Origin of the sequence: Caulobacter sp. UNC279MFTsu5.1 (assembly GCF_900114015.1) — a bacterium.
Classification (GTDB): domain Bacteria; phylum Pseudomonadota; class Alphaproteobacteria; order Caulobacterales; family Caulobacteraceae; genus Caulobacter.
In genome coordinates, this window is record NZ_FORN01000003.1 from 122518 (window position 1) to 143671 (window position 21154).

Annotated in this window: 21 protein-coding genes; 6 read left to right on the forward strand and 15 right to left on the reverse strand. The window is 70.7% G+C overall.

Annotated features, from left to right (window positions below):
- The first annotated feature begins 43 nt into the window (after nucleotides 1-43).
- A complete protein-coding gene (locus BM066_RS01980; protein WP_089923977.1) occupies nucleotides 44-1585 on the forward strand; it encodes an acetolactate synthase large subunit in 1542 nt (513 codons plus the stop codon).
- A gap of 158 nt (nucleotides 1586-1743) precedes the next feature.
- On the opposite strand, the gene BM066_RS01985 is transcribed toward BM066_RS01980, so the two are convergent.
- The 3 genes from BM066_RS01985 to BM066_RS01995 form a co-directional block, all read right to left on the reverse strand.
- Nucleotides 1744-3090 (reverse strand): sensor histidine kinase, encoded by a 1347-nt coding sequence (locus BM066_RS01985; protein WP_089923980.1) that lies wholly within the window; start codon nucleotides 3088-3090, stop codon nucleotides 1744-1746.
- A gap of 233 nt (nucleotides 3091-3323) precedes the next feature.
- Nucleotides 3324-4025 carry a response regulator gene (locus BM066_RS01990; protein ID WP_089923983.1) on the reverse strand — a complete coding sequence of 234 codons (702 nt, stop codon included), beginning with the start codon at nucleotides 4023-4025 and terminating at the stop codon, nucleotides 3324-3326.
- Nucleotides 4022-4516 carry a MarR family winged helix-turn-helix transcriptional regulator gene (locus BM066_RS01995; protein ID WP_089924130.1) on the reverse strand — a complete coding sequence of 165 codons (495 nt, stop codon included), beginning with the start codon at nucleotides 4514-4516 and terminating at the stop codon, nucleotides 4022-4024. The genes BM066_RS01990 and BM066_RS01995 overlap by 4 nt, the downstream gene beginning before the upstream one ends.
- Before the next feature lie 128 nt (nucleotides 4517-4644).
- On the opposite strand from BM066_RS01995, the gene BM066_RS02000 reads away from it, so the two are divergent.
- Complete coding sequence (locus tag BM066_RS02000) at nucleotides 4645-5532, forward strand: branched-chain amino acid aminotransferase (protein WP_089923987.1); 888 nt, start codon at nucleotides 4645-4647, stop codon at nucleotides 5530-5532.
- Between the two features lie 147 nt (nucleotides 5533-5679).
- Here BM066_RS02000 and BM066_RS27250 read toward each other — a convergent pair whose 3' ends face one another.
- The 7 genes from BM066_RS27250 to BM066_RS26310 all read right to left on the reverse strand — a co-directional run bounded on the left by BM066_RS27250 (nucleotide 5680) and on the right by BM066_RS26310 (nucleotide 9627).
- Nucleotides 5680-6666 (reverse strand): hypothetical protein, encoded by a 987-nt coding sequence (locus tag BM066_RS27250; RefSeq protein ID WP_089923990.1) that lies wholly within the window; start codon nucleotides 6664-6666, stop codon nucleotides 5680-5682.
- A 169-nt stretch (nucleotides 6667-6835) separates the two neighbouring features.
- Nucleotides 6836-7252 (reverse strand): DUF4870 family protein, encoded by a 417-nt coding sequence (locus BM066_RS02010; protein ID WP_089923992.1) that lies wholly within the window; start codon nucleotides 7250-7252, stop codon nucleotides 6836-6838.
- Nucleotides 7252-7632 carry a DUF4870 family protein gene (locus tag BM066_RS02015; protein ID WP_018060988.1) on the reverse strand — a complete coding sequence of 127 codons (381 nt, stop codon included), beginning with the start codon at nucleotides 7630-7632 and terminating at the stop codon, nucleotides 7252-7254. The genes BM066_RS02010 and BM066_RS02015 overlap by 1 nt, the downstream gene beginning before the upstream one ends.
- 88 nt (nucleotides 7633-7720) lie before the next feature.
- Nucleotides 7721-8299: a hypothetical protein gene (locus BM066_RS02020; protein WP_089923995.1), complete on the reverse strand. Its 579-nt coding sequence runs from the start codon at nucleotides 8297-8299 to the stop codon at nucleotides 7721-7723.
- The gene (gene folB / locus BM066_RS02025; protein ID WP_089924133.1) at nucleotides 8299-8697 is read right to left on the reverse strand and encodes a dihydroneopterin aldolase; all 399 of its coding nucleotides are present in this window, start codon (nucleotides 8695-8697) and stop codon (nucleotides 8299-8301) included. The genes BM066_RS02020 and folB overlap by 1 nt, the downstream gene beginning before the upstream one ends.
- A 23-nt stretch (nucleotides 8698-8720) precedes the next feature.
- Nucleotides 8721-9473: an SDR family oxidoreductase gene (locus BM066_RS02030; protein WP_018061693.1), complete on the reverse strand. Its 753-nt coding sequence runs from the start codon at nucleotides 9471-9473 to the stop codon at nucleotides 8721-8723.
- A gap of 7 nt (nucleotides 9474-9480) precedes the next feature.
- The gene (locus BM066_RS26310; protein WP_177218354.1) at nucleotides 9481-9627 is read right to left on the reverse strand and encodes a hypothetical protein; all 147 of its coding nucleotides are present in this window, start codon (nucleotides 9625-9627) and stop codon (nucleotides 9481-9483) included.
- A gap of 64 nt (nucleotides 9628-9691) precedes the next feature.
- On the opposite strand from BM066_RS26310, the gene BM066_RS02035 reads away from it, so the two are divergent.
- Nucleotides 9692-10162, forward strand: coding sequence for an NUDIX domain-containing protein (locus BM066_RS02035; RefSeq protein WP_018061692.1), 471 nt, complete (start codon nucleotides 9692-9694; stop codon nucleotides 10160-10162).
- Between the two features lie 109 nt (nucleotides 10163-10271).
- Entirely contained in the window at nucleotides 10272-11711 is a 1440-nt protein-coding gene (locus BM066_RS02040; protein ID WP_026176509.1) for an aldehyde dehydrogenase family protein, read from the forward strand.
- A gap of 40 nt (nucleotides 11712-11751) precedes the next feature.
- Here the strand turns inward: BM066_RS02040 and BM066_RS02045 are convergent, their stop codons facing one another.
- From BM066_RS02045 to BM066_RS02060, 4 genes are all read right to left on the reverse strand, one after another.
- Nucleotides 11752-12258, reverse strand: coding sequence for a hypothetical protein (locus BM066_RS02045; RefSeq protein WP_026176508.1), 507 nt, complete (start codon nucleotides 12256-12258; stop codon nucleotides 11752-11754).
- A 58-nt stretch (nucleotides 12259-12316) separates the two neighbouring features.
- Nucleotides 12317-12871, reverse strand: a complete 555-nt coding sequence (locus BM066_RS02050) for an RNA polymerase sigma factor (RefSeq protein ID WP_018061689.1) — start codon at nucleotides 12869-12871, stop codon at nucleotides 12317-12319.
- Between the two features lie 95 nt (nucleotides 12872-12966).
- Nucleotides 12967-15414, reverse strand: coding sequence for a M28 family metallopeptidase (locus BM066_RS02055; protein ID WP_018061688.1), 2448 nt, complete (start codon nucleotides 15412-15414; stop codon nucleotides 12967-12969).
- Nucleotides 15415-15586: 172 nt separating this feature from the next.
- On the reverse strand, nucleotides 15587-18112 hold the full coding sequence (locus tag BM066_RS02060; RefSeq protein ID WP_026176507.1) for a TonB-dependent receptor: 2526 nt from the start codon (nucleotides 18110-18112) through the stop codon (nucleotides 15587-15589).
- 276 nt (nucleotides 18113-18388) lie between these two features.
- Here BM066_RS02060 and BM066_RS02065 point away from each other — a divergent pair, with 276 nt between their 5' ends.
- Nucleotides 18389-19813 (forward strand): protein adenylyltransferase SelO, encoded by a 1425-nt coding sequence (locus BM066_RS02065; RefSeq protein WP_018061686.1) that lies wholly within the window; start codon nucleotides 18389-18391, stop codon nucleotides 19811-19813.
- A gap of 137 nt (nucleotides 19814-19950) precedes the next feature.
- Entirely contained in the window at nucleotides 19951-20076 is a 126-nt protein-coding gene (locus BM066_RS02070; RefSeq protein WP_007667460.1) for a hypothetical protein, read from the forward strand.
- 154 nt (nucleotides 20077-20230) lie between these two features.
- On the opposite strand, the gene BM066_RS02075 is transcribed toward BM066_RS02070, so the two are convergent.
- Complete coding sequence (locus BM066_RS02075) at nucleotides 20231-21139, reverse strand: LysR family transcriptional regulator (protein ID WP_018061685.1); 909 nt, start codon at nucleotides 21137-21139, stop codon at nucleotides 20231-20233.
- Between the last annotated feature and the right edge of the window lie 15 nt (nucleotides 21140-21154).

Here is a 21154-nt window from a genome sequence, read left to right on the forward strand (position 1 = left end):
TTCGTCCGGGATGACAGGGGATTTTGGACTGGAAAGACCACGCATGAACGGCGCCGACGCCCTGATCACCGCCCTGGCCGACAACGGCGTCACCGCCTGTTTCGCCAATCCCGGCACCAGCGAGATGCAGTTCGTCGCCGCCCTGGACCGCGAGCCGCGCATGCGCAGCGTGCTGTGCCTGTTCGAGGGCGTGGCGACCGGGGCGGCCGACGGCTATGGGCGGATGACCGGGACGCCGGCCTGCACCCTGCTGCACCTGGGGCCCGGCTACGCCAACGGCGCGGCCAACCTGCACAACGCCCGCCGCGCCTTCACCCCGATCGTCAACGTCATTGGCGACCACGCCGTCGATCATCGCCGGTACGACGCGCCGCTGAACTCGGACATCGCCGCCCTGGCCGCGCCCAATTCCGTCTGGGTCCGGTCGGCCGACAGCGCCGACGCGGTCGGGCCGCTAGCCGCCGAGGCGGTGGCCGCCAGCCTCGGCGCGCCGGGCGGAAACGCCTGCCTGATCCTGCCCGCCGACAGCGCCTGGAACGAAACCGAGGTGCCGGGGCCGGTGATCGAACGGCCCCGCTTCCGCGCGCCCGACCCGGCCGCCGTCGCCGCCGTGGCCAAGGCCGTGAAGGCCGCCGAAAAGCCGGTGCTGCTGCTGGGAAGCGGCGCGTGCGGCGAGGCGGCCATCGCCGCGGCCGGGCGGATCGCGGCGAGCGGCGTGCGGGTGCTGACCGACACCTTCACCGCCCGCCAGGCACGCGGCGAGGGCCGCTTCCGACCCGACAAGCTGCCCTATTTCGGCGAGCAGGCCCTGAAGGACCTGGACGGCGTCGACCTGATGGTGCTGGTCGCCACCACCGCGCCGGTGGCCTTCTTCGCCTATCCCGACCGGCCCAGCGTGCTGGTTCCTGACGGCTGCGCGACCCTGGCGCTGAGCGACCGGGGAACCGACGCGGCGGCCGCCCTCGAAGCCTTGGCCGATGCGCTGGACGCCCCGACGGCGGGCGCGGTCGAGCCCTACACCGCGCCGCCGGCCCCGGCCGGCAAGCTGGACGCCTGGGCGATCGGCGCGGCGATCGCCCGCCACATGCCGGCTGGCGCGATAATCTCCGACGACGCGGTGACCGCCGGCCTGCCGATCTTCACCCAGACCCGCAACGCCCAGGCCCACGACTGGCTGTCCCTGACCGGCGGGGCGATTGGCCAGGGGATCCCGCTGGCCATCGGGGCAGCGGTGGCCTGTCCCGATCGCAAGGTCCTGAGCCTGAACGGCGACGGGGCGGGGATGTACACGGTGCAGGGCCTGTGGACGATCGCCCGCGAGCGGCTGGACGTGACCGTGGTGGTGTTCGCCAACCACGCCTACCGCATCCTCGGCATTGAGATGGGCCGCACCGGCGGCGGCGAGCCCGGCCCGGCGGCGTCGCGGCTGCTGGACCTTTCCGACCCGCGCATCGACTGGGTGTCGGTGGCGGGCGGCCTGGGCCTGCCCGCCGAGCGGGTCGAGACGGCCGAGGCGTTCGATGCGGCGATGGCGCGGGCGATGAGGGAGCCGGGGCCGCGGTTCATCGAGGCGGCGATGCGGTAGGGAGGGCCGGACGCCCCCTCCGTCGGGCTTCGCCCGCCACCTCCCCCGTTGCACGGGGGAGGAAAAGGTCAGCGCCGATTTCTCCTCACCCGCATCGCGGGGGAGGTGGCGCGCTGCGGATACGCAGCGTGACGGAGGGGGCGTCCCGCCGCGCCTGCCTAGCCCGGCAACCGCAACACCGCCCGCAGCCCTCCCATCGGCGAGCGCTGCAGCGTCAGCTCGCCGCCCAGGCCCCGGGCCATGTCCCGCGCGATGGCCAGGCCCAGGCCGACGCCCTTCTCGTTCTGGTTCCGCGACTCGTCCAAGCGGTTGAACGGGCGGAAGGCCTCCTCGTGGCGGTCCTCGGGAATGCCGGGGCCGTCGTCATCGACGAAGATCCACACCCCGCCGGCCGGGGCGGCGGTGGACGAGACCCGCACGGTCTCGCCATGGGCGGCGGCGTTGTCGATCAGGTTGGCCAGGGCCCGCTTGAAGGCCTGGGGCCGCAGGATCGCCGTCAGGTCGTCGCCGATCGACAGCTCGACCCTGGCCCCTGCCCGCTGGGCGCCCTCGCAGACGCCCTCGATCAGCGGCCGCAGCAGCACCTCGCGAGCCTCCTCGCCGCCCTCGCCGCGCGCGAAGGCCAGGTACTCGTCGATCATATGCTCCATTTCGGAGAGATCGCGCGCCATGGCCTCCAGCTGCGGGCTGGGTTCGGCCAGGGCGATCTCCAGCTTCAGTCGGGTCAGCGGCGTGCGCAGGTCGTGGCTGACGCTGGCCAGCAGGGCGGTGCGCTGCTCGATATGGCGCTGGATGCGGGCCTTCATGGCCAGGAAGGCCTGGGCCGCCATGCGCACCTCGCGCGCGCCATGCGGCTTGAAGGCGGCCTGATCGATGCCGCGCCCGAAGGCGTCGGCGGCGTCGGCCAGCCGCTCGATGGCCCGCACCTGGTTGCGGATGAACAGGATGGCAACCGCCGTCAGCAGCAGGGTCGCCACCACCATCCACAGGATGAAGATGTGGCCTTGGGTGGCGAAGGCCCGGTCGCGCGGGGCGATGATCCGCAGCACCCCTTCCTTGACCTGCACGCGGATGTCGACGTGGCCGGGATAGCGGGTGGTGTCGAACCAGAACGGGTCGTCCAGCCGGTCCTCGAGCGCCGTGCGCAGCGAGCGGTCCAGCGAGGCGAACAGCGACGGCCGCTGGCCGGTCGGCAGCTTGCGGCCCTTCTGCAGGGCGATCGACAGCGACATCGACTCCTCGGCCCGCTCGGCCATCTTGTCCAGCGCCTGGGGCGAGGGATCGTCCTTGTAGGTCTGCACCGCCCAGGCGACGTCGCCCGCCAGGCCCTCGGACAGGCGGCTGGTGACGGTCTCCCAGTGAGCGTCGAAGAACGCCCAGGTGACGGCGATCTGCATCACCGCCACCGGCAGGACGATGATCAGCAGGCTGCGGCCGAACAGCGATGTCGGCAGCCACCGCTTGATCTGGCGGGGGATGTAGAGCCGGGTGCGGAGGCGGAACATCTAGGGCCTCCCTCCACGAACCACCAATTTATCGACCGTCATCCCGGGCCTTGTGCCCGGGATCCCTCTATCCGCCGCAGGTGTGGTGGGGGCGGTTCGCCGGCGAACCGCTTGCGCTTCACGTGGAAGCTGAACAAGGGGGGGCGGGCACAAGGTCCAGGATGACGGTTGGAATGAAGGGGCGGGCCCTCGATCGCCGAGACGCCGAATGGGCCTTAGAAAACGAGCCACCATCAATCCGGCGCCAGCCGATAGCCGATCCCGCGCACCGTCTGCAGGTACCGCGGGTTCTTCGGGTCGGGCTCGATCTTGCGGCGCAGGCGGGTGACCTGGACGTCGACGGCGCGGCCGGTGGCGTCGACGGTGTCGCGGGCCAGCTCCAGGCGATCGACCGGGGCGTGGGCCGCCCGGGCCAGGCGGCGCAGCAGGGCGACCTCGGCCTCGGTCAGGCGGATCGGCTCGCCGTTGCGGGTCAGCTCGCCGCGCTCGGGCTCGAAGGCGCAGGCCCCCAGGCTCAGCGCGCGGGGACCGGACGGCTTGGGCGCGGAGCGGCGCAGGATCGATTCGATGCGCAGCAGCAGCTCGCGCGGCTCGAACGGCTTGGCCAGGTAGTCGTCGGCCCCGTGGGTCAGGCCCTCGATCCGGTCGCGGGTCTGGTCGCGGGCGGTCAGCATCAGGATCGGCGTCTGGCCGGCCTCGCCGCCCCGGGCCCGCAGCCGCTTGGTGAACGAAAAGCCGTCCTCGCCCGGCATCATCACGTCCAGCACCAGCAGGTCGAAGTCCATCGCCCCGGTCAGCCGGTCGGCGTGGGCGGCGTCGGCCGCGGCGCTGACTCGGAAACCGGCGCGGGTCAGGAACTCCTTGAGCAGGGTGCGGATGCGGTCGTCGTCGTCGACGACCAGCAGGTGGCGCTCGCCGCGTTCTTCAGGGGTCATAGCCCGTCCCGACGATTGAGGCCGACGCCTTGGCGCGGTCCGGCCAGGGCCGCCAGGATCCGGCGCGTCCCCGCCACCCCGTCCAGGCCGCCGGTGCGATAGGCGCGGCCCAGCAGGGTGCGCAGGCGCTCGGCAACCCGGTATTCGAAGGCGATCCCCTCGGGGGTCAGCTCGGCCGGCCGGCGGCGGGCGTCCAGGTCGCCGGCCGCCTTCCGGGCCAGGTTCAGCCGCTGCAGATCCGCCAGGGTCTTGCTGGCCGCCTGCTTGGACAGGCTGGTCAGCTTGGACAGGTCCTGGACTCCGATGCCAGGGCGGCGGCGCAGCAGGAAGGCGGCGCGCCAGTGCGAGCGGCCCAGGCCCGGCCCTTCGCCCTCCAGCGCCGCGTCGACCGCCGCCCACAGGCCCGCCTCGGCCAGCAGCAGCAGCTCCAGTCCGCCGTCCAGCTGCTCTTCGCCCAGGATCAGGCGCGGGTCGGTCGAGCCGCCGGACATGCCCCCGGTCGGGCCGGCGGGCGGTCCCGAGGAAAGCGGCCCGGCCATCAGCTTGCGTCCATTTTATTTGACCTTCCGCGGCTCGGAGCGTCTAAGAACCGGGTTCCAAATAAGGAGGTCTTGGACCGATGTCTCTCGTTCCCTTCGATGATCGCGATGGTTGGATCTGGCTGGACGGCCAGTTCGTCGCCTGGCGGGACGCGAAGGTGCACGTACTGACGCATGGCCTGCACTACGCCTCGTCGGTGTTCGAGGGCGAGCGGATGTATGGCGGCGAGATCTTCAAGCTGACCGAGCATACCGAGCGCCTGTTCAAATCGGCCGAAATCCTCGATTTCAAGATCCCCTACACGGTGGAGCAGATCGACGAGGCGTGCAAGCAAACGGCGGCCAAGAACGGCCTGACCGACTGCTATGTCCGGCCCATCGCCTGGCGCGGCAGCGAGATGATCGGCGTCTCGGCCCAGCAGACCAAGATCCACGTGGCCATCGCCGTGTGGGAATGGCCCAGCTATTTCGACCCGGCGACCAAGGCCAAGGGCATCCGCCTGACCTGGGCCAAGTACGACCGCCCGGCCCCGAACACGATTCCAACCGCCGCCAAGGCCGCCGGTCTCTACATGATCTGCACCATCTCCAAGCACGCCGCCGAGAAGGACGGCTACGCCGACGCGATGATGGTCGACTATCGGGGCTACATCGCCGAGGCGACCGGCGCCAACGTGTTCTTCGTCAAGGACGGGGTGCTGCACACCCCGACCCCGGACTGCATCCTGAACGGCATCACCCGCCAGACGGTGATCCAGATCGCCAAGGCGCGCGGCGTCCAGGTGGTCGAGCGCCATATCGAAAAGCGCGAGCTGGCCGACTTCACCGAGTGTTTCATCGTCGGCACCGCCGCCGAGGTCACCCCGGTGTCGGAGATCGGCGAGTTCCGGTTCACGCCGGGCGCGCTGTCGCTGTCGCTGATGGACGAATATGCGCGCCTGGTGCGGCGGGAGCTGGTGGCGGCCTAAGGCCGCCGCGCGCTTTGAATTGAAGATCCCGGAGGGCTTCGGCGCTCCGGGATTTTTTGTGTTCGGCGGGTGGCCCCCTCCGGCCCTCTGGCCACCTCCCCCGGATGCTCCCCCTCTGGAGGAGCCGTCGCGGAGCGACTGAGGGGGTCACCCCGCCACCTTCGCCTCCAGCTCCGCCAGCCGCTCCCGGGTCGACGCCAGGTCGGCCCCGAACCGGGCCGGGTCGGCCGCCGCCAGCCGGGCCGCCACGTCGTAGCTCTCGCGGTAGAGATCCAGGGCCCGCATGCGGTGGCCGCGGTCCTCGCGCAGGTCGGCCAGGCGTTCCAGCGACACCGACAGGGCCCGGCGGGCGTTCGGGTCGGCGTCTTCGCCGTGCGAGCGGCGCAGGGCCAGGGCCTCCTCGAAGGCGGCCAGGGCGTCGTTCAGGCGGCCTTCCAGCTCGGCCACGTCGCCCACTCCCGACAGGGCGCCGGCCAGCAGGTCGTCGGCGGCGGGACCCGGCGAGGCGGCGCGCAGGTCGCGGGCGTGGCCGACCGCCTCCTCATAGGCCTCGGCGGCGTCGTCCAGCCGGCCCTGGCCGCGGGCGAAGTCGCCCAGGTCGAGGCGCGACAGGGCCTTCTCGCGATCGTCGTCCGCCAGGCGCAACAGGCGGTTCAGGGTCCGGGCCGCCTCGGACCAGGCCTCCTGGCGGCTCAGCGCCGCCAGCTGGGCGCGGAGGGCGTCGAAGGTTTCGGTCGTGGCAGGCTCGGGCGCCGGCTCGGATGTGAGCGCCACGGCCGGCGTCGGCTTTGGCTCGGGCTCGGGCTCGGCCGCCGCCGGTTCGCCGACGGGCGCGACCGGCTCCGGCGCGGGCTCGACGGCCAGGATCGGCGCGGCGGCCGCGACCGGCGGCGGCTCCAGGTCCGCCGGCGCCGGCCTCCCGCGCGCCTTGCGCTTGGGGCGCGGGGTCAGGGCGGCGACGAGCAGCACGGCCCCCGTGATCGCCGCCGCCCAGCCCACGAACGGACGGTGCGGCTCGAAAGGTCCAAGATCGAGGTTTTGCGCCCAGCCCCCCAGCACGCCCAAACCCGCGATGACGTACCCCGATGTCGCCAGGATCGTCCCCAGGACGACCCCCACGAGCCGAGCCATCATGTCGCCCCCTCCATGACCGCGTTCGTAAGGAGCGGCACGTCACTGCAACGGCCGTCTCGCGTCGAGCCGTGACAACCGCCAGGGGAAGGCGCAGCGCGAAGCGACGCCATAACGGGCGCCGCGTGGGCCGGGCGCCCGCGAAACGGCCATGCGGCGGGGAGCAGAGACGTCAGATCAGCCAGGATTGCGGCCGGGGATAGGCCTCGCCCTTCAGCAGATAGACCAGGCCCAGGATGCAGCGGACCGCGCAGAAGACCCCGATCGCCCCCATGATCGCCCCGCCGACGGCCATGATCGGAAAGCCGATCAGCAGCACCGCCAGGGCCAGGCCGACCAGGAACAGCGCCAGGCCGATCAGGAACCACCAGATCGACAGCCAGAAGGTGCGGATCGCGAAGGTGTAGTGGCTGGCGTTGATCGGCCCGGCCGCCTCGCGGTTGAGGTAGGCGACGATCAGCCCGACCAGGAAGGTCAGGCCGTTGGTGAAGCCCAGCAGGTACAGGGCGTAGACCACGATCGGCAGGACCTTGTCCTCCTCGGCGTGGCCCGAGGGCGGGATTGAAGCGGCTGGGGCGGCGTCGCTCATCAGATCATCCAGTTGCGCGGCGTGGGATAGGGCTGGCCCTTCAACAGCCAGGACAGGCCAAGGATGCATCGCACCGCCATCCAGATGCCGACAGCGGGCAGGATCACGAAGCCGATCCCCACCGGCAGCAGCACGCAACCGATCACGGCGAACAGCAGCGACAGCCAGAAGGTGCGAATCTGGAAGACGTAGTGGCTCTGGATCCACTCCGGCGCGGCGGCCTTGCTGGCGTAGGCCAGGATCACCCCGACCACGGCCGTCAGGCCGTTGAACAGCCCGATCAGGTAGAGGCCGTAGACGACCATGGGCATGGTCTTGTCGTCCTGCAAGGCGGGCGGGACGGCGGGATCGCCAGTGGGATTGGGGGCGGGGTCGCTCATGGAACGATGGTCGCCAATATCGCGGGGGAACGCAAATGAAGGTCGCGTAAGGTCGGCGCTTCCCTCTCCGCTTGCGGAAGAAGGAGCGCTAGCCGCCCGGCAGTAAATCCTCCGGCAAGGCATGCGGATCCAGCCCCTGGCCTCGCCCCAGCCAGGGCAGGGCCGCGGCCAGCAGGATCAGCAGGAAGGCCATGCGGGCGGCGATTGCGATCGCCATGCCGGCCATGTGGGGGGTGAAGGCCAGCAGCAGCATCACCACCGTGCCGAAGGCCAGCAGGCCCATCACCCAGGTCAGGCCCTCGCGGGCGGCCATCACCCCGGCCACCTCGAACCGCGCCCGGGGCGCGAGGTCAGCCGCCACCGCCGCCACGGCGCGGGCGAACAGCGAGAAGCTGGCCAGCCGGTCGTCGAACCGGCCGGGGCCGACATAGCTCTGGGCGGTCAGGATCGTCTTGCGGCGGCCGAAGGCCAGGGTCAGCACCCGGCGGCGCCCGCCCGTGCGCGGCCGGGCCAGGCGAAAGGCGGTCAGGGCGGCCAGCGGGAAGCGCTGCTCGCGCCGGCCCCGACGCTCGACCAGCTCCGCGCCCTCCAGCGTCCAGACCGTCTCGGGCTGGAAGGGGGAGAGGCGGGCGCTGTGCCCCAATGCATTTTTGGGGCGCGCGCTCATCACCCCCGGACGGCGGTGATTTCCACTCCGGCGGCGGCGGCGTGGGGGGCCAGGGCCAGGGGCTTTTCGACCCGCACCCGGGCGCGGGTCACGCGGCCGTCGGCGAAGCTGGCCTGGGCCAGGCGCTCGGCGAAGGTCTCGACCAGGTCGATATGGCCCTCGGCGGCGATGGCCTGGGCGGCCTGCAGGATGGTCTCGTAATTGACCGTGTCGCCCAGGTCCTCGCAGTGGCTGGCGGCGACGTCCAGCTCGACGTCGATGACCAGGGGCTGCTGGCGGCCGTGCTCGTGGTCGTAGACCCCGATCCAGGCGTCGACCTTCAGGCCGCGCACGAACACCTTGGTGACGATCACCCGAGCCGGTGTTGGCCGGGGCGCGTCGTTCGGAGCATTGGTCAGGGGTTGGGCGGCCACGGCGACTCTCAGGAACCGATGATGTCCGGCGTGCGCCAGCCCAGATGCTGACCCGCGTCGACCGCGATCATCTGGCCCGTGACCGCCGTGGCGTCAATGAGGTAGCGCAGGGCGCCGGCAATGTCGTCGGGCGAAACGGCCCGTTCCAGCGGCGTGCCGGCGGCCTCGCGCTCGAACTCGCCGGGCGCCTGGTGCGCCGAGGCCAGGGTCGGACCGGGGCCGATGGCGTTCACGCGGATGCGCGGCGCCAGGTCCTGGGCCATCGTCCGGGTGACCCACCACAGGCCGGCCTTGGACAGGCTGTAGCTGAAGAACTGCGGGTTGGGCCGCAGCACGCGCTGGTCGATGATGTTGACGATCTGCCCTTCCGCGTCGGCCGGCAGGGCGGCGGCGAGGGCCTGGGCCAGCACGACCGGGGCCCGCAGGTTGGCCTCCAGATGGGTGTCCCAGCTCTGGCGGGTGAGGGTGGCCAGGCGGTCGTCCTCGAAGGTCGAGGCGCTGTTGACCAGCAGGGTGACGGGACCCAGGGCCTGGGCGGCGCGGCCGATCAGGGCGGCGGTCTGGCCCTCGTCCGTCAGCTCGGCGTCGAGAACGGCGGCCCGGCGGCCCAGGGCCGCGATTTCGTCGGCCACGGCCCGGGCCTCGCCGCGGCCCGTGCGGTAGTGGACGGCGACGTCGAACCCGGCCCGCGCGGCTTCGAGCGCCAGGGCTCGGCCGATACGGCGGCCGGCGCCGGTGACCAGGGCCGCGCCGCGCGTCATGGCGGTCTTAGTCGAAACGGCCGAACTCGAACTTGTTGAGGCCGAGGATGACCACCAGGAAGATGGCGATGACGCCGATCGCGACCATGAGCTTGGATCCGTTGTCGGAATGAAAGGTGATGCGGGCTTTAGCGGGGGCGAGCGCTGACCGCAAGGCTGACGACCGCCGAAGCTCCTCCGGGATGACAGGAAGGGGAGGGGTCCTTAAGCTCCAGCCCATGCTCTGGCGCCGCCGTGTCGAACCGTTCACCCGCCCCCTGGTCTATGCCTGGTTCCGCGCCAAGCGCGGCCTGACCCTGGGCGTGCGCGGGGTGGTCACCGACCGCGAGGGCCGGGTGCTGCTGATCGAGCATACCTATGTCCACGGCTGGCACCTGCCGGGCGGCGGGGTCGAGCGCGGCGAGACGGCCGAAACCGCCGTGATCCGCGAACTTCAGGAGGAGGCGGGGATCAAGGTGACCGGACCGGTCAGCCTGGTCTCGGTCCATAGCAACGAGCCGCGCCATCCCGGCGACCACGTGCTGGTCTACCGGATCCGCGCCTGGGAGCCCTGCGCGTCCAGCGCCCAGGGCGAGATCCATCGGGTGGGCTGGTTCGCGCTCGACGCCCTGCCCGAAGGCGTGACGCCCGGCACGCGGCGACGCCTCGCCGAGGCCCTTGGCGGCGTCGAATGCGACCCCATGTGGTGAGGGGCGAACGATCAGCCCTTCCCCAGTGATCAATGATCATTAAAATGACCGTTTGAACGAGGGCCGCCGTCCCGCCGGACGTGAACGACCCCAACCGGAGGAGCACGGCATGCGCGACTACCTGCAGTTCTACATCGACGGCCAGTGGGTTCAGCCCAAGGGCAAGGCCACCGTGGACGTGATCAATCCGGCCACCGAGGCCGTCGCCGGCCGGGTCACCCTGGGCACGGCCGAGGATGTAGACATCGCCGTCCGCGCCGCCCGCAAGGCCTTCGCCACCTATTCCCAGACCAGCCGAGAGGAGCGCATCGACCTGCTCGAGCGGATCATCGCCGAGTACCAGAAGCGCTTCGAGGACATGGCCAAGGCCATCACCGAGGAGATGGGCGCCCCGTCGTGGCTGGCCCAGCGGGCCCAGGCGGCCATGGGCATCGCCCACGTCCAGACCGCCCTGCAGGTGCTGAAGGACTACAGGTTCGAGGAAGACCGCGGCACGACCCGGCTGGTCAAGGAACCGATCGGCGTCTGCGCCTTCATCACCCCCTGGAACTGGCCGATCAACCAGATCGCCTGCAAGGTCGCGCCGGCCCTGGCGGTCGGCTGCACCATGGTGCTCAAGCCCTCGGAAGTGGCCCCGTTCTCGGCCTGGATCTGGACCGAGATCCTGGCGGCCGCCGGCGTGCCGGCCGGGGTGTTCAACCTGGTCAACGGCGACGGCCCGACGGTGGGCGCGGCGCTGAGTTCGCACCCCGAGGTCGACATGGTGTCGTTCACCGGCTCGACCCGGGCCGGGATCGAGGTGGCCAGGAACGCCGCCCCGACCGTCAAGCGCGTGCATCAGGAGCTGGGCGGCAAGAGCCCCAACATCATCCTCGACGACGCCGACTTCCAGAAGGCGGTCGGGGGCGGCGTGGCCTCGGTGATGATGAACTCGGGCCAGTCGTGCAACGCCCCGACCCGGATGCTGGTGCCGCAAAAGCGCATGGACGAGGTGATCGCCATCGCCAAGGCCGCCGCCGAGGCCCACACGGTCGGCGACCCGAACGGTAATTCCAAGCTCGGGCCGGTGGTCTCGGAGGTGCAGTGGAGCAAGATCCAGGGCCTGATCCAGAAGGGCGTCGACGAGGGCGCGACCCTGGTGACCGGCGGCCCCGGCAAGCCCGAGGGCCTGGAGACCGGCTACTACGTCAAGCCGACCGTGTTCGCCAACGTCACCCCCGACATGACCATCGCCAAGGAGGAGATCTTCGGCCCGGTTCTGGCCATCCTCGGCTATGACGGCGTCGACCAGGCGGTCGCGATCGGCAACGACACCGAATACGGCCTGGCAGCCTATGTCTCGGGCGCCGACCCGGGCGAAGTCCGCGCGGTGGCGTCCCGGCTGCGGGCCGGCCAGGTGATCCTGAACGGCGCCGGCCCCGACCTGATGGCCCCGTTCGGCGGCTACAAGATGAGCGGCAACGGCCGCGAATGGGGCGACCACGCGTTCGGCGAGTTCCTCGAGACCAAGGCCGTGCTGGGCTATTCGGCGAAGGTGGCGGCGGAGTAGGCGATCGGGGACAGGCGCATGCGCCTGTCCCCAGCCATCCCTACAGCTCGTCGATCTGCTGCTGCAGGCGCTTCGCACCCAGCTGGTTCAGCCACCAGATCCCGCCAAACACCAGGACGACGAAGCCGCTGGCCAGCAGGATGGCCAGGTGGTCCATGGCCAGCGACCGGCTTGAGACATGCGACTGGAACCAGCGGCCCATCATCAGCAGGACCATGCCCGGCGCGAACGGCGCCATGTACCACCAGCCCACCGAGCGCAGGGCGTCGCGCTGGCGGATCAGGGTCTGGCGGTGGTGGTCGCGCAGGGCCTGGCCCGCCTCGGGAATCGGGTTCGTCGCGGTGCGGCGGTGCATCTGCCAGGCCACGAAGGCCGTGGCCAGGATGATCAGAGCCGCGCCGGCCTGCATCATCCAGCTTTCCCGATGCAGCAGAACGGGCGTGAAGAACGCGACCACGATCACCGAGGCGACGTATTCCCGGATGTTGCGCCAGCGGACTCCGCGTTCCAGCTTCAACGCTTTCTGGTGGATTTCGGCGAGCGACATGGGTTCGTGCTCCTGGGCTTGGCTCTGCCATAGGGTTTGAGGATCGAAGTCGGAGGGATCACCGCTCATCGGGACCTCCCTGGTTGAAGCGATTGGCCAGCACGGCTTTCAACCGATGAAGCTTGGTGGCGATCGCGCCGGGCGATAGGCCGCTGACCTCGGCGATCGCCTTGGCCTCCAGGCCTTCGAGATAGAGCATTACGATCTGTCGGTCGGGCGGGACGAGAGCCCGGATCAGCGCCGTCAGTCGGGCCAGGGCGTGGCGGTCGGCGGTCTGGACTTCCGGATCAGGCTGGGTCGGGTCGCCGCGGGCGGCCAGTTCGTCCAGGGTCAGCAGCTTGTCGGGTCGCGACCGCCGTCGCTTCTGGCCGTGCGAGATCGCGACGTTGTGGGCCACGCGATAGACCCAGGTCCGTTCCGAGCAGCGTCCGTCATAGCGGGCGAAGCTGCGCCAGATGGCCAGATGGATGTCTTGCAGCAGGTCGCGACGCTGGTCCGGGTCGGCCTCGTAGGCCCGCGCCAGCCGCTCCAGCGCCGGGCCGAGGTCGGCCGCCGCACGAGCATAGTGCTCGTCCTGCATCGTCCGTGAGGGGAATTGATCCGCGCCGTCCATATCCAGGTAGTCTCGGGCGGCGGGAGGATCTTACAAGTCAGCCGGTCAAAATCCCTGCGCCCTGGCGAAGGCCGGATCTTCGCCCGGACGCGAAGTCACGGTTGGGCGTCGCCCTCCACGAACGCCGGCCAGGCCAGCGCGCCGCGATCTAGCACGATGGTCTTGTCCGAATAGCCGCCGCCCATCAGTCCCGCCGGCTTGGCGGGGATGGCGGAGACGCCGCGCGGCCAGCCGTCGCGGATCTCGACCACGGCCACCTCGACCTTGCCGGCCGGGCGGGCGGTGAAGCTGAGAGTGACGCCGTTGGGGTCGGGGGCGTGGTAGGACAGGCTGGTCCACTCGCCGGCCTGGGTCGGCAGGGCGATCGGGCGGCCGTTCAGGCGCGGTTCGCTCAGGGCGATGCTGGGCCGCAGCCGCAGGGTCAGGACCTCGGCGCCGGCGGTCGGTACGGCGCGGACCAGCAGGCGGTCGCCGGCCCGGTCGATCGACAGCACCGGCCGCTCGACCGGCAGGACCGGGGTCGGGGCCATCCATACCGGGCTGCGGTACAGCGGCGGATAGGCCTGGCGCACCGGCTTGGCGTCGTTGTCCGACAGCACCACCCGCGACCACGGGTCCAGGCGCGGCTGGGGCGCGACCCGCCAGGCCGTGCCGGTCGACAGGTCGGCCAGGTGGCTGGCCTCGACGATCTGCGGCCGGGTCGGCCCGCCCTCGCCCAGGCCGGCATAGGCCAGCAGGCCGGCCCCGGCCGCCACCGCGACGCCGGCGAAGGCCGGGGCCCAGCGATAGGCGGCGAAGTCGAAGGCCAGGGGCAGCAGGGCCGGGGCGGCCAGGATCGCGAACGCCGCCAGCACCGCCGGCTCCTCCAGACCCACCCCGGCGAAGGTCCAGGCCCCCCAGGCGCCCAGCTGGGCGACCACGGCGATGGCCACCACGCAGACGGCCAGGGTCAGCAGCCAGGCGACGCGGCGGTCGCGGGTCCCGCCCACGGCCATGACCAGGGCGGCGGCCAGGCTGGCGGCCAGCAGCGGCCAGGCCAGCTTCACCGAGCCGCCGGGCAGCAGGGCCTGGACCGCGACCGCCAGGCCCAGCACCACCAGCAGGGCGCCCAGCCAGGCGCCGAACACGCCCACTCCCTTGCCCAGGCTCAGCCAGGCCAGCACGACCACCGCGACGCCCAGGCCCAGGCCGACCGGGTCGAACCCGCCGACCAGGCTGCAGGCGCCGCCGGCCGCCAGGCCCGCCAGGCTGATCCAGATCCGGCCGCCTCCCCGCGCCTGCAGGATCAGGGTGGTCAGGCACACCCCGATCAGCAGGACCCCGGCCCCGGGCAGCAGCAGGTTGAACTGGCCCAGCATGGCGTAGTAGCGCTGCTGGTCGCCGATGCCGATCAGGCGGCCGGCCAGGTGCAGGGCCAGCACCGCGCCGGCGGCCAGCAGCAGAAAGCCGGCGATCCCGCGCAGGATCTCGACGAAGGTCACGGCCTTGCCGCGCAGGGCGCGAAAGCCGGTGAACAGGATCAGCACGCCCGCGACCGCCAGGATCGCCCAGCCGATGTCGACCGGATAGGCCACCAGACCCCGGGCCAGGACGTCGGAATAGATCAGGTCCGGCGACTTGGCCGGCAAGGCCGCGCCCATGGCCAGGGCCCGGACGGCGGGCAGGGCCTGGTCGCCCAGGTTCTGCAGGCTGCCCTGGTTCAGATGCTCGGGCGTGGCCAGCGGCGTGTGATAGGCCAGCTGGTCGTCGATGAAGGCGAAGTTCAGGCCCGGCAGGCCCTTGCGCAGGGCGTGGGTGAAGTCGGTGTCGTTGGGCATGCGCGCATAGACGGCGGCGGCCAGCGAGTTGGCGGTCGGCTGGCGGGCGCTGGCGGCATAGAGGCGGACCAGATCGCCGCTGTCGGGGCCGGTCTGGAACATGGCCGCGCGGCCGGCGTCGCCCCGCGCCTCCATGTTGACCACCACGCCGACATGGTCGCGCAGGGGGTCGCGGGCGAAGAAGGCCTCGGCGCCCAGCAGGCCCGGCTCCTCGCCGTCGGTGAACAGGAAGATCACGTCGCGGGCCGGGGTCGGGCCGGCCTTCAGGGCGCGGGCGATCTCCAGGGCGGCGGCCACCCCGGCCGAGTCGTCGGCCGCGCCGGGCGAGTTGTGGACGGTGTCGTAGTGGCTCATCACCAGCACCGCCGGGGCGTCGCGGTCGGCGCCGGGCAGGGTGGCGACGATGTTCTGCACCGCGCCGACGGCCACCGAGCGCGGCGACCATTTGGCCGCATCGCGCACGCCTTCGCCAGGCCGCACCAGCACCTCCAGCCCCAGGCCGTTGACCCGGGCCAGCAGGTGGTCGCGGACCCGGACGATCTCGGCCGAGCCGATCGGGTGAGGCTTGCGGCCGATGGCGCGGACGTCGGCCATGGCGCGGATGGCCGAGAACTGGTCGGCGGGGGCGCTGGCCGGCAGGGGCGGGGGCGTTCGCAGGGCCAGGTTGGCGATCGCCAGGCCCAGCAGCAGACAGACCCAGACGCCGAGCAGTCGGACGGTCTTCATGCGATGGGCCTCCCGCGGCGAATTCCCTGCGGCAGGGTGAGGCTGTTCGGGATTCGAGGAAAGCTCGGCCCAAAGCGAAAAGGGCGACCCGGTCGCCCGGATCGCCCTTCAGGTCTCGCATTTCCTTCCTACCCCTCCCGGACTTGCGCCGGGATGAGCGGGCCTGTTGGTCCTAGTACTTGGCTCGCAGGGTCAGGCCGTAGGTGCGCGGCGCGCCCAGGAACGCGTCGTAGGTGATGGTGTCGTTGGCCGGCACATAGGTCGCGTTGGTGGCGCTCAGGCCCGACGAGCCTTGCAGGAAGGCGTTGAAGGCGACCTGTTCGTACTTTTCGTTGAACACGTTCTGGCCCCACAGCTCCACCGTCCACTTGTCGTCCTGCGAACCCAGGGCGATGCGGGCGTTGACCAGGGTGTAGTCCTTCTGGACCTTCGGCGGGAACAGGTCCGAACCGGTGTTGTAGTCGGACGAGTACTTGGCCCCGACGTTGAAGCGGGCCTTCAGGCTCTCGCCGACCGGACGCTCGTAGGTCAGCGAGGCCGTGCCGGACCACTTGGGCGCCAGCGACATCTGGCTGCCCGGCAGCAGGGCCAGGGCGTTGGTCGGATCGTTGGGGATCTTGTCGTCGCCGTAGGTGGTCTTGGCGTAGCTCAGGCCGCTCTGGATCGACAGGCCATGCACCGGGGTGAACCATAGGAAGTCGACGTCGACGCCCTTGGAGGTCACTTCCGGCACCGAGCGCACCGCGAACGAGGTGCCCAGGAAGGTGTTCAGCTGGAAGTCGCTGAACTTCTGGTAGAAGCCCGTGACGTTGAACAGGATCGTGCGGTTGAACAGGGTGTTCTTCAGGCCGAGTTCGTAGCTGTCGACGAATTCGGCCGGGAACGAGGTGTCCAGGATCGGCACGATGCCCGGCGCGCCCGAGGGCAGGCCGTTGGACGACTGGGTGCGGTCCAGGTTGAAGCCGCCGCCCTTGTAGCCGCGGGCGTACGAGGCGTAGCTGAACACCTCCGGCGAGAAACGGTACGACGCCTTGATCGTGCCGCTCCATTCCTTGTCCGAGCGCTTCTGGGTGGTGCCGCGGCCGTTGAACAGCGGGTTGGCCCAGGGCAGGCAGAGGTTGCCGATCACCGTGCCGGCGTTGGCCGGGCCGACGATGCCGGCGATGCGGGCCTGGCCGGCCGGCGACAGGGCCGTGCCGCAGGCGACGCCGCCGTCGCTGGTGGTCTGGAAGGTGTGCAGCGTCTTCTCGTCGATCGAGTAGCGCAGGCCGGCGGTGATGTCGAAGGCGTCGGTCACGTGCCAGGTGTTGTTGGTGAAGCCGGCGACGGTGGTGGCGCGCTGCTTGTACTGGTCGTGCAGGCCCTGGCCGCCGACGAAGCTGGTGTTGGGCGCGCGGTTCAGCAGCAGGGCGATGAAGTTGGCGATGCCGGCCGGGTTGGCGGCCGAGCGCGACAGCAGGCGGCCCAGATACTGCTCGTAGTTGTTGCCGTAGAGGAAGTTGGCCTTGTTATCCAGCCGCTCGTCGGCCAGGAACGCGCCGACCAGCCAGTCGAACTTCTCGGTCCGGCCCGCCAGGCGCAGTTCCTGGCTGAAGGTGGTGAACTCGGCGTAGTTCGTACGGTCCTTCACGCGATAGGCCAGGTCGGCGGTGGTGAAATCCGAGTCCTGGCCGTTGTCGGTGCGCCAGTTGCGGATGGCCGAGATCGAGGTGATCTCGCCGAAGTCGGTGTCGATCACCCCCTGCAGCGACACGCCCTTGTCCTCGATCGACGACGGCGCGCCGCGGTTCGAATAGGCGACGCGGGCATGGGGATCGGCGGGCGAGGCCAGGGCCGGGCCGCCGTTCAGCAGGCCCAGGATGGCGGCGGTCGGGCCGGTGCGGATCTGCACGGCGCCGCAGCAGTTCTCGTCACGCTTGCTGTAGTCGCCGATCAGCCGGAAGGTCGCCTTGTCGTCCGGCACGAACAGCAACTGGCCGCGGACGGTGTAGAAGCCCTGGTCGGCGTCCTCGTCGCGGTCGGTCGGACCCTTGCCGTTGATCACGTCGTTGTAGCCGTCGCGCTCGCGGGCGGCGACGTACAGGCGGGCGGCCAGGGTCTCGCTGCCGAACAGCGGGCCGGTCACCGAGCCGGCCAGGCCGTGGGCGTTGAAGTTGCCGATCGTCGCTTCGGCCTCGGCGCCGAAGCCGAATTCCGGCTCCTTGGTGACGATGTTGATGACGCCGGCCGAGGTGCTCTTGCCGAACAGGGTGCCTTGCGGGCCCTTCAGCACCTCGATGCGCTCCATCTGGCCCAGGTCGCCGAACCCGACGCCGTTGCGCGGGCGGTAGACGCCGTCGATCACGACGCCGACCGAGCTTTCCAGGCCGGGGTTGTCGCCGACCGTGCCGACGCCGCGGATGCGGGCGGTGGTCGAGGCTTCCGACGTGGTCGAGGTCACGGTCAGGCCGGGGGTCAGGATCGTCAGATCCTTGATGTCCTTGACGCCGGTGTCCTGCAGCAGCTTGGCGCCGACCGCGGTGACCACCACCGGCACGTCCTGCAGGTTCTGCTCGCGCTTCTGGGCGGTGACGACGATGCTGTCGACGGTTGGGATTTCGGTGTCCTGGGCGGCGGTTTGGGCCTGAGCCGCCAGAGGGGTCAGACCGGCGAGCACGACGGCGGACGCCGTGCCGCAAAGCACCTGAGTAAAGCGCATTTCCTACCTCGGTTCGTTTTATGGCTTGAGCGCTTGCATCGCCCCCGCCTTTTGATTTGGTCGTGACCCGAACGATTGTTCGAATAGACACGCAAGGGTTACGGTCCCGCTGGGGGCTCGGCAAGGAAAAACCTTATGGTTTAAAGGTTCGAGAACGGCTGTTGCGCGGATGCGACAGCGTTCGGCGAGCATTCCCAATCTTCCGCCGGCTTCGAAACGGCGCCCGGCGGGGAGGGGACGCTTGCGCCCGCGCGCGCGGCGGCTCATGTCGGGGGCATGCCGATCTCCGCCGCCTACCGTCCCGATCCGGTCTTCATGCGCCTGGGCCCGGATTTCGCCGACCCGGTCGCGGCCGCCGAGTTCCCGCAGACCGTCCTGCGGTTCCGCAACGACCGCGCCGCCGTGACGGTGGGGCTGGAAGGGCTGACCGAGGCCGAATGGCTGGCGCACTTCGCGCGCTTCTCGCCGCTGCCGGACAACCAGCCCGGGCCGCTGGCCATGCGCTATCACGGCCACCAGTTCCGCAGCTACAACCCCGACCTGGGCGACGGGCGCGGCTTCCTGTTCGCCCAGCTGCGGGAAGCGGGAAGCGGCCGGCTGCTGGACCTGGCCACCAAGGGCTCGGGCCAGACGCCGTGGTCGCGGGCCGGCGACGGGCGGCTGACCCTGAAGGGCGGGGTGCGCGAGATCCTGGCGGCCGCGATGCTGGAGACCCTGGGCGTTCCGACCTCGCGGGCCTTCTCCCTGGTCGAGACCGGCGAGGCCCTGACGCGCGGCGACGAGCCCAGCCCCACCCGCTCGGCCGTGCTGACCCGCCTGTCGCACAGCCACATCCGGTTCGGAACCTTCCAGCGCCAGGCCTTCCTGGAGCGGCGCGACAACATCACCACCCTGGTCGACCACGCGGTCGAGACCTATTTCCCCGGCGTCGCCGACCAGCCGGACCGGCCCAAGGCGCTGCTGGAGCAGGTGGTCGCCGCCAGCGCCCGGCTGCTGGCCCGCTGGATGGCGGCCGGCTTCGTGCACGGGGTGCTCAACACCGACAACATGGTGGTGACGGGCGAGAGCTTCGACTACGGCCCCTGGCGGTTCCTGCCGCGCAACGATCCGAACTTCACCGCCGCCTATTTCGACCATTCGGGCCTGTACAGCTTCGGCCGCCAGCCCGAGACGGTGTTCTGGAACCTGCAGCAGCTGGCCGGCTGCCTGGCCCTGGTCACCGACGACGCCGGGCTGATCGCCGCCCTGAACACCTTCTCCGACCTCTATCGTGACGCCCTGCGCGCGGCGATGCTGGACCGCCTGGGCCTGAAGAGCCGTTCGGCCGAGGCGGACGTCGACCTGGTCCAGGCCGCCTTCGTGGCGCTGGCGGCGGGCGGCGAATCACTGCGCTGGGAGCCGTTCTTCTTCGACTGGTTCGGCGGCGAGGCGTCGCAGGCCCGCGCCCTGGCCGGTCCCCGGGCGGAGCTGTACGGACAGGCGGCGTTCCTCGACTTCCGCCGCCAGCTGTCGGCCTTCGAGCCCGACCGCCCCGAGCGCCTGGAAAGCTCTGTTTTCAAGGGGTTGGAGCCGGAGGAGCTGCTGATCGACGAGGTCGAGGCCCTGTGGGCGCCGATCGCCGAGGCCGACGACTGGGCCCCGCTCCAGCGGAAACTGGCCCGAATTGAGGCCGCGCGCGTCGCCTATGCGTTGGGAGACTGACATACGGGTGAGACATATCTGCCGCATGCTGAGCTTTTCCGACGTGGGGCCGCGGTTCGTAGGAACAAACGTCAAGCTTCAGCCTTATCTGGGTTGAAACTCGCCCTCCGAACGAACTGGCCTGTGGAGAATTTCGCATGCGTTTCTTCCAACCCGTGATGCTGGTCTGCGCGGTCGCCATGTCTTTCATCGGCGCCCTGGGCCTGCCCGGCTGCGCCCGCGCCATCGGCGAGTGCCTCAGCGACAAGCACGAGATGGCTTAGGCCATCTCTGAATTCCGCTCATCCCGGCGAACGCCGGGACCCGGATGGAATGGCGGTGTGGCTGACGCCATGAGCGCGGCGCGCTTCCAACCAGCCTCTGAGTTTTAGGATCTGGGTCCCGGCGTTCGCCGGGATGAGCGGATCCTTGAGGTCCTCACCCCAGCCAGGGCGCGTTCGCCATCCGCTTGGCCAGGAACGCGATCAGCACCTCCACCCGCGCCGGCCGGATCGTGCTGGGCGGGGTGACCAGGTGCAGGGCGATGGGCGGCGGGGCCCAGTCGGGCAGGATTTCCTCCAGCAGGCCCGCCTTGACATCCTTGCCGACCAGGAAGTCCGGCAGCAGGGCCAGGCCCAGTCCCGCCAGCAGCGCCGCGCGCAGGACGTCGCCGTTGTTGACCCGCAGGGGCGAGGGCACGCTGACCGCGTATTGTCCGTGTTCCGCGTGCTCGAACCGCCAGACGTCCCGGGTGCGGCTGTTGGTGTAGAACAGGCCGCTGTGGCGGGTCAGGTCCTTGGGGTGCTCGGGGCGGCCCTGGCGGTCCAGATAGGCCGGCGCGCCGACCAGCATCAGCCGCACGGGGCAGAGGCGGCGGGCCAGCAGGCTGGAGTCCTCCAGCGCCGAGATCCGCAGCGCCAGGTCGAAGCCCTCCTCGACGATGTCGACCATCTGGTCCGACAGCGACAGCTCGATCGAGACCTGCGGATGAAGCGCCAGGAAGTCCGGCAGGGCCGGCCCGAGATGGACGATGCCGAACGACATCGGCGCGGCCACCCGCACCAGGCCGCGCGGCGCGGTCGCCTGGGCCGAGGCCTCCGCCTCCAGCGCCTCGCCCTCCTGCAGGAGGTGGGCGGCGCGATGCAGCGAGGCGCGGCCGGCCTCGGTCAGGGACAGCCGCCGGGAGGTCCGGTGGAACAGCGTCGCCCCCATCCGGGTCTCCAGCCGGGAGACGGCCTTGGAGACCGTGGCCTTGGACAGGTTCAACTGCTCGGCCGCCCCGACGAACGAGCCGGTCTCGGCCACCTTGGCGAACACCGCCCAGGCCTCGAAGTCGGGGAGTTTCATGGGTGCGATTCTCGA